This is a genomic window from Zoogloea sp. GDB6, assembly GCF_056724105.1.
Window position 1 is genome coordinate 3,821,159 of record NZ_CM161497.1, and the last position, 11,622, is coordinate 3,832,780.

Consider the following 11,622-nt stretch of genomic DNA (forward strand, 5'->3'; position numbering starts at 1 on the left):
CCGGCTCAGGACGCCTCCGCGAAGCAGGCCCGCTGGCGGCCGCCGCTCTTGGCCCGGTACATGGCCTTGTCGGCCATGGCGATGAGCTCCGTCGCACCGGTCGCATCATGGGGATAGCGGGACACACCGATGCTGCCGCCGGACTGCAAGGCCTGGCCCTTGTGCATGACGGGCTGAGCCAGCGCCCTCAGCGCTTTCTCGGCCAGGTGCGCAATCGCTTCAGGATCGTCGGCGCCGTCGAGCAGCATGATGAACTCGTCACCGCCCAGGCGGGCCACCGTATCGCTGGCCCGCACCAGTTGCTGCAGGCGCACCGCAGCAGCGCACAGCACCGCATCCCCGGCCGCGTGACCAAGGCTGTCGTTGATAGTCTTGAAGTTGTCCAGGTCAATGAACAACAGCGCCAGATGCCCGTCGTTGCGGCGCGCATGGGCCAGGGCCTGGTCGAGCCGGTCGAGGAACAGGCGCCGGTTCGGCAACCCCGTCAGGCTGTCATGGCTCGCCAGGCGGTCCAACGCCCGCTGCTTGTCTTCCAGGCTATCGAACTGGGCACGGATCTGCTGCTGCATGTCCTCAATGCTGCGCGCGAGCACACCGATCTCATCCTGCCTGGCGCTCGGCAGGCGTCCACTGGGCAGGCCGGGCGCATAGCCACGCACCGCCAGCACAATCTGGTGGAGCGGCCGGGTCAGCGCCCGCGCCAGCAGGAAGGCCAGCAGCACGGCAAGCGCACTGAAACCCACGACGATGCGCAGCGTTGCGCCCCCCAGACGGGCGCTCTGTTCAACCACCACAGCAAGCGGCTGGGACAAGCCCAGGATGAAATCGTCCTCGCTGTGCAGGCTGGTGAAATGCTGGCGCACGAAAGCTGCCACCACGGCCTCCCGCCCCGCTGGCCGGGACGTGGTCACCAGTTGCCCGGCCTGCTCTGTCCGCCCTGTCAGCAGAGCTTCGGTCGCCGGAAACTGCTCCTGCACGGAGGCCCGCTGCCCACGATCGAAGGCAAACGCCTGGACGGGGTCGGGATGAACCAAAAAATCGCCACGCCCGTTGCTCAGGTACAGCTGCAGACCGGGCGGCAGGTCGGCCGCCAACTGGGCAAACAGTCCGTTCAGATCCACGTTGATCACCACCAGGCCGAGGACCGGCCCGTCCGCCCGATCCCGGATCGGCGCAGCCACCTGTATTGACGGCTTGCCCTGCCCCGCATGGGCGCCGACTTCATGGTTGATCTCCGCCCGCGAGACATACACAGCTCCCGCCGGCAGCTTCACCGTCTCGAAGACATACGGGTAATGCCCTTTTTCCTGCAGCTCATCCCCTTCGATACGCACCACGCCGCTGACGTCCCGGTCGACACGGATCCTTTCCAGGCCATGGTCGGCAGCGTCGATGAGGCGCATCTGAAAATATTCAGGGTGAGTTTCCAGCATACGCTGGAAGAGCAGCGCCACATTGCGCTCACTGCTGATCTGCATAGCCGGGTCGGCACGCCGCAGCAGGCGTGCGGCCTGGGGATGCTCGGCGATCAGGCACACGTCACGGGCGGTGTTCTCGAGGCCGACCGTCAGCTGGCGTACCAGCACCCGCGTCGACGTGAGCAGGCGCTCTTCCGCCGCGGCCACCAGCATCGCGCGGCTCTCGGCGTAGCCGTAGTAGCCGGTCAGCCCGGCGGCCAGCACTCCGACGAGGGCCAGCGCAAGGCCCAGGCGTACCGCAATGCCCACCTTCATGGCGCCAGCACCCGTGTGGCCCGGTCGCCCGAGTGGATGCGCGCCCACAAGGCTTCCCGCCGGGGCGCATCCTCGACCGCCGCCAGCCAGACGATGCGGTCCGACGAAGTGCCCGCATCCGACTCGACCAGGGTGTTGGCCAGGCCCTGGCGACGGGCCAGCAGGCCGCTGGCCGTGTCGCCGAGCAGGTGATCGATCCAGGCGTGGACCAGATCGACGTCCCGGGCACCGCGGGTGACAGCCCAGCAGTCGAGCCAGGCCAGCGCACCTTCGCGGGGAATCACATAGCCCACGTCCGCGCCGGCGGCGCGCAGCATGTGCAACTGCTGCAAGCCGTAGTTGGCGAACATCAGCGCGACACGATGGCGCAGGAACAACTGCACCGACTCCTCGGGACGGTTGTAGAAGCCCAGCACGTTACGGCGCAGTTCGATCAGCTTGTCCACCGCCCGCGCCCACTCCGCGCCCTGCAGACGAAATGGCGATGGAAAGCCGAGCGCCTGGGCGGCCAGCGAGAAACTGTGGGCACCACCGCTGTAGGCCAGCACCTTGCCCTTGTTGCGAGGCTCCCACAGCGCCGCAATGGACACGGGAGCTTCGGCAAACTGGCGGCGGTCGTAGATCAACCCCATCGTCGAATACGTGTAGGGAATCGCGTAGGCCTCAGCCCTGCCCTGGCGGACATGGACCAGTCCCGGGATATCGGCCAGCTTGCGGAAACGCGGCAACTGGCGGCGCGTGCCGGCGATCCGCGCCGGGTCCACCGGCTGGACCAGATCGGCAGCGATGTAGCGTTGCAGTTCGGCGGTATTGACGGCCATGACGTCGAAATCGCGCCCGCCGTTGGCGCTGACCTTCTGCCACAGGCTCTCGTCAGTATCGATCACCGTCAGCTCGACCCGCGCGCCGCTCTTCTGCTCGAAGCTGCGGACCACTTCCGCATCCGCATAGCCCGGCCAGGCGAGCACGCGCAATACGCCGGCCGCGTGGGCGCCCGCAGCGAAAACGCCGGACAGGATGAAGACCACCAGCCTCACGGGCGGCGCCAGACGGAGGGATACACCACGCAACTTCATCCAAAGGATGATACGCGTCACGCCCCGCGCCTCGGTGGCACTCCGTCACTCAAAATCCGTGCGGGAACGCCCAATACAGGCATCGACTCACAGCAACTGGCGCAGTCGTTCCAGCAGACGCGGCAGTTCATTCTCCAGCTCGAGCAGCGCTGTTCGCGATGCCGCCGCGGCCCCTTCGGCAGCTCCCTTCAGCGGCGCCTCGACCGCAGCGGCGGCCTGCTGGATGCGCACCAGCCCCAAACTGGCCGCACTGCCCTTGAGGGAATGGGCGGCACGCTGGGCAGTATCCAGGTCGCCGGCATCCAGAGCCCCCCGGATGCGCACGACCTCCCCCTCATGGGTATCGACGAACATCGCCAGCAGACGCCGATAGGTGGCGAACTTCCCGCGCACAAGACTGAGGCCGAAAGCCAGATCCAAGCCATCAATGGCGGCCAGGGCCTCCCGCAGCGCCTGCTCCTTCCCTGCCAATTCCGCTGCGTCACCCTGCTCGCCGTGGCTGGCCCCGGGCGCCGGAGCCCGGGGCGGCATCCAGTGGATCAACGCGGCAAACAGGCTGTCGGGGTCCACCGGCTTGGCGACGTGGTCATTCATGCCGGCACCCAGACAGGCACGCCGGTCCTCGTCGAAAGCGTTGGCCGTCATCGCCAGAATCGGCAGGGACGCGCACTGGGGCAGTTGGCGCAGCGCATGCGTGGCCTCCAGGCCATCCATATTCGGCATCTGCACATCCATCAGGACCAGATCGTAGGCATTGTGGGCGGCCTTTTGCAGTGCCTCCACGCCATCGTTGGCCACATCCACGCGCAGGCCGGTTTCTTCCAGCAGCGCAAGGGCCACTTCCTGGTTCACCGGGTTGTCTTCGGCCAGCAGGATGTAGCGGCCGCGCAGCGGCGACAGATCCATGGCCGCCGGCGCGGCCGGGCGCGAGGTCACGCCGGAGAACACCTCGACGATGGCATCGTGCAGCATCGACGGTGTGACCGGTTTGCTCAACTGGGACTGGATACCCATCGTGTGCAGTTGCTCGACGGTCCACTCGCTGCTGTACGCGGTGGCCAGGATGATCTTTGCATCGGAACCGAGGGCCTGGATCTGGCGGCTCGTTTCGATGCCGTCCATGCCGGGCATCGCCCAGTCCATCAGGATCAGGTTGAACGGGCTGCCGCCCAGCAGCGCCTCGCGGGCCAGGGCCACCGCATGCTCACCGGAATCCGCAGTCGTCACACGCACGGCGAACGCATTGAGCATGTCCTCCAGCGCAGTGCGCGCATCGGCATTGTCGTCCACCACCAGCACGTGCAGGGTCTCGTCGAGCTTCACCCGGCCGCGGGGGGCCGGAGCATCGGCAGCACGCTGCAGCGGCAGCTCGAACCAGAAAGTACTGCCCTTGCCGAATACGCTATCGACGCCGACACAGCCCCCCATCAGTTCGACCAGGCGCTTGCTGATCGCCAGTCCAAGACCGGTACCGCCGAACTTGCGGGTGGTCGACGCATCGGCCTGTGTGAAGGCCTGGAACAGGCGGTTACGCTGTTCTTCGCTGAGGCCGATGCCGGTGTCGCTGACTTCGAAGCGCACCATCACCGCGCTGGAATCCTCGCCCAGCAGCCGCGCCCGGAAGATCACGCAACCGGCATCGGTGAACTTGACCGCGTTGCTGGCAAAATTGACCAAGATCTGCCCGAGGTGCATCTGGTCACCGTGCAACATCACCGGGATGGCCGGATCGATGCGGTTGATGACCTCCAGCCCCTTCTCGGCAGCCCGGTCGCAGATCAGATCGTTGAGGTTACGGAAGACCCGATCGAGCTCGAAATCGGCGTTCTCGATGGTCAGCTTGCCGGCCTCGATCTTCGAGAAATCGAGGATGTCGTTGATGATGCCCAGCAGATGGCGCGCCGCCTGGGAGATCTTGTCGAGTTGCTCGATCTGCCGCGAATCAACCGCCGAGCGGCGGATCAGGTGGGTCAGGCCGACAATCGCGTTCATCGGCGTGCGGATCTCGTGGCTCATGTTGGCGAGGAAGCTGCTCTTGAAACGGCTTGCCTCCTCCGCAGCCTCCTTGGCCACGGCCAGTTCACGGGTGCGCTGGTCCACCAGATCCTCAAGATGCAACTGGATGTCCCGCAGTTCATGGGTGCGCTGGTCGAACATACCGGCCAGCTCTTCCAGCTCGTCGTGGGTACCCAGCGGTGCGCAATGGCGCTCCGGGCTGCCGTCGGCGGCGGCCACCCGCTCCCGCAGCAGCACGATGGGGCGCGACACCGAGAAGCCGATCCAGTAGGCGATCGCGATCGCCACCAGGGTCAGGATCAGGCCCAGCAGCGCCACGTCGCCGATGGCACTGAAGGCCGGTGCCAGGTAGTGCTGACGCGGCGCCGACACTTCGAGTTGCAGCCCGAGACCGTCGAGGAAACTGCGGTTGTTGTCATTGACGGCCTTGCGCGCGATCAGCAGGTCACTGGCATCGGAGGCCGGATGGGCGAACAGGGTCTGGTCCGCGACGAGCAGGCGGTGGCCGAGCAGCGGGTCGGCGGGCAGCACGCGGCGGGCCAGCGCACCCAGGTCGTACACCACCACCAGCACCCCTTGCGTCGTGTTGTAGTAGGTCACCGGCACGAAAACGACCCAGTGCCCTTGGCTGCGATCGATCAGGTAGCTGACCACACCATTGGCCAGCGTGCTGCGCAGTTCGGACGAGGCCTCGTAGGTTGGCAGCGTATCCAGCGTCGAATACACCGGCTTGCCGTCGTAGCCGAGCAAGGCCACGGCGAAGACGTCACGCCCCTCGCGGAAGTTCTTGATCAGCTCCGGCAGGTAAGTCTCGCGCCCCTGGGCGTCGTTGAGGCCGTTCACCACCAGCGGGTTCCTGACCAGCACGTTGGCGCTTTCGAGCAGGTAATCGAAGCGCTGCAGCAGCAGCCGGGCATCCTGGCGGGCCCTCTCCTCCAGTTCGTGGGTCAGGTTGGTGGTAATTGCCGAATGCAAGCGGAAACCCACCGTGGTCGCCACGGTGACCATCGACAACGCGACGAACAAGCCGAAGACCCAGGTGATCCGCCGGCGTACGCTGCGGGTGATGAAAGCCAGTTTCATTCTGCTGCCACGATACGGCCACGGGCGTCGAAACGCGCCAGGCGCAGTTGCCCGCGCTCCAGTGCATCGTGACGCGCCACGGTGAAAGGCGGGTTGTAGTCACGCAACACGCCGGGATAGGCATGCAGGGACTCCAGCGCGCTACGCACCGCAGCATGGTCGTCACTCCCGGCCTGGCGGGCCGCCTTGGCCAGCATGTGGGTCAGCTCGTAGGCGTGCACGCTGGCGATCAGTGACGGCAGCATCTCGTCGCGCCCGAGGGCGTAACGTTCCCGGTAGTGCTGGAGAAACTTCCTGAAACGAGGATTCGTCGCAGCATCATCGAGCAGGACGGATTGCACGAAACGCAGGTCCACCCGCTGCAACGCCCCCTGGGTCGTCTGCCAGAAATCGCCACCGGTCAGCCCCACGTGGGCAAACACCGGCGGCGTTTTTTCCTGGCGTGCCATCGCCTGCACGATCTTTTGGCTCTCCACCGCATTGGCCACCAGTACTACCGCGCCAGCCTCGCGGCCAGTGATGGCCCTCACCCGCGCTTCGGTCCCCGCATCGCCCACATTGAACCACTCGATCTCCACCCGGCCGGCCGGCAGCTTTTCGATGATGGGCTTGAGCACCTCGTCGTTGCTGCGCCCCCAGGCAGAGCGTTCGAGCAGCACAACCACCCGACCGCCAACGCGCAGTGCGTGCTCCAGCAGAAAGGGAGCCGCCAAACTGTCGCTGACCGAAACACGGAAGGTGTAGTTCGGGCGATGCCCGTGCTCGACCAGGCCGCGCCCGGTTCCCCACGGAATCAGGAAAGGGATCTGCAGGCGATGGATGTCCTCCAGCTCGTCTGCGATGACGGCTGTCTGCACGCCGCCGACAACGGCCAATAGTGACGGCATGGCTGCGAAACGGGCGAGGTTCTGCCGCCCCACCTGCGCATTGGTAGCGTGATCCAGACCGACCACCCGCAGCGGCACGCTCCGGATGCCACCGTCCGCGTTGATCTCCTCGACGGCCAGTTGCACCCCCCGGTAGATGGCCCCGCCGCCCTGGGCGCTGCGCATCGAGAAATCCGCATCGATGCCAACCACCAGCGGCGGACGCCGCCCACCAGCCGCCGCCTGGGCGCCCTCCTGCCGCTGGTGGCGCAGTTCCTCGGTCTTGACCAGCAGGTCATAACCCACGTCGAAGCCAAACTTGTCGGCAATCGGGGCCAGTGCCTTGCGAAAGGCCTCGCGCTCCTCCGGAGTCAGAGTATGGATCTCGACACCAGCAGCCCGGACAGTCTCGATGAACTGGGCCTCGCGGCGGGACGTTTCCTCGCGTTCCCACACCGTGAGCGTCTGGGCATTTCGCCGGATGACCTCACGCATCTCTGGCGACAGGGATTCGAACACCGTCTTGCTGGCCGAGAACACGTAGGCCAGATAGGCATGGTTGCTGAGGGTCAGGTACTTCTGCACCTCGTGGAAACGCATTCCGACAATGGCGACCAGCGGGTTTTCCTCGCCGTCCACCGCACCATCGGCCAGCGCCTTGTAGGTAGCGTGAAAATCGATCGGGATGGCCTGGGCACCGAGCACCTCGAACTGGTCGGCGATGATGCGGCTCTTCATCGTCCGGATGCGCAGCTTCGCAAAATCCTGCGGGCGGCGGATCGGCGTGTTGGCGGTGAATTGCTTGAAACCGTTTTCCCAGAACGCCAGGCCGACCAGATCGATCCTGTTGAGCTTGGACAGCAGCATGCGGCCCGGTTCGCTGTCGAGCATCGCGTACAGTTCTTCCCGGCTCGTGAAGTAGAACGGCAGGTCGGCGTACTGCATGGCCGGAATGGCCGAACTGAGCTTGGCAGTGGGCGTCAGCACCAGATCGAGCTTGCCGCTGCGCGCCATTTCCAGCATTTGGTCGTCGCTGCCCAGCTGCTGGTCGGGAAACACCGTAACCTTCAGCTTGCCCTTGCTCTGCTCGCCGACCTGTTCGGCAAAACGCAGCGCCGCGGCGTGCAGCGCGCTGCCGGCGGCGATATTCAATCCCAGGCGCAGCTCACGCACATCGCTGGCCGTAGCACCGGGGCCCGCCGTACCATTGGACGCCTCCGGCCGCTCCCCGCGCGGGCCGACCCACCACAGCACCAGCAACACACCGATCACCACGAAAACAGCCAGTGACAGCACACGAATCGGGTGTTTGCTCATCAGTTTTTCTATTCAGGCTTGATGGCCAATGATATACCGATCGAAACCCCTTGTAGTGGCATGGTCTTGACTCGAACCTTCGATCAACTGCCGCAGACTCGGTCGGACAGGCGAACGACGGAGCCGCCGTACCCGTACTCAATAATGCGGCGGAATCTCGTCACGCAGGTCGTGAGCCTCCGCCGTCGGCGTAGCCGATTGCATCTGCTGGTAGAGCAGGCGGATCTGGCGTTGCAGCGCATCGATCTGCTCCTGCTGGCGGTGGACGGTCATATTGAGACTGTCCACCAGGTCTTCGGTGAGGGCGAGCTTGATCTCGATCTCGGTCAGTCGGGATTCCATGGCGTCCCCTTCGGCGGGCTGTGGTCGGAGACGGATTGTCCCCGAAGATCACGACGAACGTCGAGATGCTACCGCGCAAGACTTGATCACTCGGCTCAGGCATAGCCGTCGTAGGAACTGCAGGGCCCTCCAGCGGGGAAATTCATACTTGAGAACATTTCTCAAATGCAGTAAAAACAATGAAGACTCACGCTGAGGCCATGTACGGAGAATTTCTCCGTACCATCCAGGTGAATTCTCCACCAAGCTAGTGATCCAACATGCAGGCACCGGAAAAAATCACCGCATTACAGATTTCGTCCCAAGTCAGCCGTATTGACGCCGGAATGTACATCTTTCGCTACAGTCTCGATGCCCAAAGCACCTCCAAGGTCTGCATCAGCCTGAGTCCGACCCCACTCGGCGACGGAGTGATCGACTTCTTTCCGTCCGAGGGCGTTCGCGACAACACGCTCGCCTCACCCAGCGACTGTATCGTGGCCCGAGTAAAGGGTGGCCCGGCAAACATACTGGTCACAACCTTCAGGTCCGAAGACGATACCAGCAACGTCCATTTGCGCATGGACCGCATCTCAACGGCCCCCTCCCGTGCACCAGCCGGACCGACCGCCACTTCACAGACGCAACTGGAACTGCTCGGCCATATCGAAACGCAAGGTGACGTCATCTCCCACAATACCTGGCTGGGGGATCCGACGACCCGCCTGCGCCTCGAAGGCTTCTCGATCAACTGGCCGAACGCACCTGGCGGCATGACCCTGGCCTATTCATGCCGTACCGGGGCCGACGGTGAGCGCTATATGGGCGTCCCCGGCCAATTCATCGGCAGCCGCGGCAAAGGCAAGCCGATCACGCTGGTCACGTTCGCCCTCACCGGGCCACGCTCGGCCGATTTCGAGCTGAGCGGCAAGGCAGTCTTCGCCGGCGAAGCCCCGCTCGCCATTGCATCAGGCAAGGTACTTTCAGGCCCCACTGGAACGGAACATCTCGTGGCACTACAACTCGAGATCACCCCAAAGTCCGTTGCAGCCTCGCCGTGGAATGACCACCCGAATCTGCAGGTCTTCCGCAAACCCTAAAGCCCCCGCAGCCCCCGGGGGCTCGCCCCCAAACAGCCGTACGATCCAGCAAGGGCGGCCGGCTGCAAACGCCCCCGGATACGCGGATTGGCAGCCCCCAGGGCCCCACCGCGTACAACCGCACCTGCCCCTTGCACGTAACACGACATGAAGATCACCTACGACGACCTTGCCAGCCTCATCCCCTGCCTGAATCAGGACCAGCCCAGGATCCTGCTTCACATCGGCTGTGGCAAAGCCGACCGGACACGCCTGCCGGAATGCTTTCAAGACAGTCGCTGGCAGGAAATCAGACTGGATATCGATCCAGCCGTCCAGCCAGACATCGTTTCCAGCATCACCGAAATGACGGCCGTCGAAACCGGCAGCATGGACGCCGTCTGGTCCTCGCACAATCTGGAGCACCTGGAGGATTTCCAAGTCCCTCAAGCCTTGGCCGAAATCCGGCGAGCACTCAAAGCAGGCGGTTTTGCGCTGATCGCGCTCCCTAACCTCGAACGGATCGCTCAACTCATCGTCGAAGGGAAGATCGACGAGGTCCTTTATGTATCCCCGGCCGGCCCGATTACTCCGCTGGATATGTTGTTTGGGCACCAGGCCTCTGTCTCACATGGAAACCGATTCATGGCGCACCGAACAGGCTTTACCAGTAAACGCCTAGGCTGCAAACTCATCGAAGCTGGCTTTGAAGAAGTCCGAATCCTCCCCGGCCAGGGCTATGACCTCTGGGCCATCGCCAGGACCTCTGCAGCCAGGGGCTGAAGATCGCGAACACTCCCGTAAATTCCGCAGTCTTGTTGCGGCCCTGATGGGCCGGCAAATCGGAAACGTAGCGCAGAATTATTAGTATGCGCTACGTTTCCAACATGCTTCCCAACAGCCCAAGTACGGCATGGGCTGCAACGGGTTGGAGCTCAACCCGCAACTCCAGTGCCCATCCAGCCCGTATCTGAGCCAGCACGACTGCATCGATTCCGAGAACACAGCGCGGATCCTCCCCTTTCGACATCAGATAGACACCCGCTCCCGGTGCCGCCGGCAGACAGCACATCCCCTGCATCCGCTCGAACAGCGTAGCACGGCCTTCCGCCTCCCAATGAACGACGCCGTCCTGATCCATCAGACGCAGCGACTGAAGGCGCACACTACCCGGCCCATCCAGAGGGTCAAAGCGCAACGCATGCACCGAAGCAACTTCCGGCGGCAAGACGAAACGCATCAATTCGGGCTGACCGGCGTGGGATAGCGGCAGTTCCTGAGATTCAGCCTCACTGAACCCAGCTCCCGAGTGGCGCCAGAACAGTTGGCAGCGAGCAGTCGGTCTTGGTACTTGCCCTTCCGGCTGCCCCCAACCCTGGCGGGGTTGAAATTGCAGTGATGTAGCGGGTTGGTCTTCACAAAACAGCCGTTGCAGCTGGCCACTGCGCGTGCGCTGAAGGAAGGTGGCGTAGTCGATCAAGCCCGTATAGGCCACCTGATTGGCATGGAAGGTCGCATAGTCAAGATCGTATTCAACCGGATAATCGAGGCAGAGCCTGTGATTCCAGACCAACCCGACCCCGAAATCCTCGGAGACGGTTACGGTCTGCCGCATATTATGCCGACGCAACAACGCAAACGCCTTGTAGGTTTCTCCCACCCATGACCCCGGGCAACGTTGCACGCTGGTCTGCCGCTCATGCCCCGGCACACAATCATGCACCACAAGCACGCCGCCAGGCGTAAGCAGACGCGGCAGCGCACGCAAGGCCAGATCGACATCCGGACGGACATGCACCGGATCAAAGAAGATCACATCGAACCGGCGCTCGCCAAAATGCTCGAACAATTGCTGCAAGGACAGAAGCCGGTCGAAACGCACACCCATGTCCACCGCGGCTTGGGCCATACCGAGCAGACGTGGCAGGTTGTCACCGTCGAGATACGCACGCTCCGGCAGGTATGCCAGTTCCTTCTGCTCGCAGACAACATCGCCATAGTAGCTAGCGCCGTCGAACTTGTTGTATTCCAGATAACTGCGATAACCAAACTGACTCACCAGACGGTTGACGATATCCGCCTTGGTGACGGCACGCCCGGATGCCGGCACGACAGACTCCATATTCGTTCT

At 63.8% G+C, this 11,622-nt stretch carries 8 protein-coding genes; 2 read left to right on the top strand and 6 right to left on the bottom strand.

The window, feature by feature from the left end; all coding sequences use genetic code 11:
- Positions 1–5: 5 nt before the first annotated feature.
- From AC1PQG_RS17370 to AC1PQG_RS17390, 5 genes are all read right to left on the bottom strand, one after another.
- Entirely contained in the window at positions 6–1,733 is a 1,728-nt protein-coding gene (locus tag AC1PQG_RS17370) for a diguanylate cyclase domain-containing protein (protein ID WP_481119069.1), read from the bottom strand.
- Complete coding sequence (locus AC1PQG_RS17375; RefSeq protein ID WP_481119070.1) at positions 1,730–2,830, bottom strand: extracellular solute-binding protein; 1,101 nt, start codon at positions 2,828–2,830, stop codon at positions 1,730–1,732. The genes AC1PQG_RS17370 and AC1PQG_RS17375 overlap by 4 nt, the downstream gene beginning before the upstream one ends.
- A 66-nt stretch (positions 2,831–2,896) precedes the next feature.
- The gene (locus tag AC1PQG_RS17380) at positions 2,897–5,908 is read right to left on the bottom strand and encodes a hybrid sensor histidine kinase/response regulator (protein ID WP_481119071.1); all 3,012 of its coding nucleotides are present in this window, start codon (positions 5,906–5,908) and stop codon (positions 2,897–2,899) included.
- A complete protein-coding gene (locus AC1PQG_RS17385; RefSeq protein WP_481119072.1) occupies positions 5,905–8,091 on the bottom strand; it encodes a DctP family TRAP transporter solute-binding subunit in 2,187 nt (728 codons plus the stop codon). Before AC1PQG_RS17385 ends, AC1PQG_RS17380 begins: the two co-directional genes overlap by 4 nt.
- A 138-nt stretch (positions 8,092–8,229) precedes the next feature.
- Complete coding sequence (locus tag AC1PQG_RS17390) at positions 8,230–8,433, bottom strand: SlyX family protein (RefSeq protein WP_481119073.1); 204 nt, start codon at positions 8,431–8,433, stop codon at positions 8,230–8,232.
- A gap of 260 nt (positions 8,434–8,693) precedes the next feature.
- Between AC1PQG_RS17390 and AC1PQG_RS17395 the strand changes: the two genes are divergently transcribed.
- Together AC1PQG_RS17395 and AC1PQG_RS17400 are read left to right on the top strand one after the other, a co-directional pair.
- Positions 8,694–9,512: a hypothetical protein gene (locus AC1PQG_RS17395; RefSeq protein ID WP_481119074.1), complete on the top strand. Its 819-nt coding sequence runs from the start codon at positions 8,694–8,696 to the stop codon at positions 9,510–9,512.
- Between the two features lie 147 nt (positions 9,513–9,659).
- Positions 9,660–10,274 (top strand): class I SAM-dependent methyltransferase, encoded by a 615-nt coding sequence (locus tag AC1PQG_RS17400; protein ID WP_481119075.1) that lies wholly within the window; start codon positions 9,660–9,662, stop codon positions 10,272–10,274.
- Between the two features lie 91 nt (positions 10,275–10,365).
- Here the strand turns inward: AC1PQG_RS17400 and AC1PQG_RS17405 are convergent, their stop codons facing one another.
- Entirely contained in the window at positions 10,366–11,613 is a 1,248-nt protein-coding gene (locus AC1PQG_RS17405) for a hypothetical protein (RefSeq protein WP_481119076.1), read from the bottom strand.
- Positions 11,614–11,622 lie beyond the last annotated feature (9 nt).

Bases quoted from the DNA above. Each gene is read 5' to 3' on its own strand.
- AC1PQG_RS17370 (WP_481119069.1), bottom strand. From the start codon at position 1,733: ATGAAGGTGGGCATTGCGGTACGCCTGGGCCTTGCGCTGGCCCTCGTC.
- AC1PQG_RS17380 (WP_481119071.1), bottom strand. From the start codon at position 5,908: ATGAAACTGGCTTTCATCACCCGCAGCGTACGCCGGCGGATCACCTGG.
- AC1PQG_RS17385 (WP_481119072.1), bottom strand. From the start codon at position 8,091: ATGAGCAAACACCCGATTCGTGTGCTGTCACTGGCTGTTTTCGTGGTG.
- AC1PQG_RS17390 (WP_481119073.1), bottom strand. From the start codon at position 8,433: ATGGAATCCCGACTGACCGAGATCGAGATCAAGCTCGCCCTCACCGAA.
- AC1PQG_RS17395 (WP_481119074.1), top strand. From the start codon at position 8,694: ATGCAGGCACCGGAAAAAATCACCGCATTACAGATTTCGTCCCAAGTC.
- AC1PQG_RS17400 (WP_481119075.1), top strand. From the start codon at position 9,660: ATGAAGATCACCTACGACGACCTTGCCAGCCTCATCCCCTGCCTGAAT.
- AC1PQG_RS17405 (WP_481119076.1), bottom strand. From the start codon at position 11,613: ATGGAGTCTGTCGTGCCGGCATCCGGGCGTGCCGTCACCAAGGCGGAT.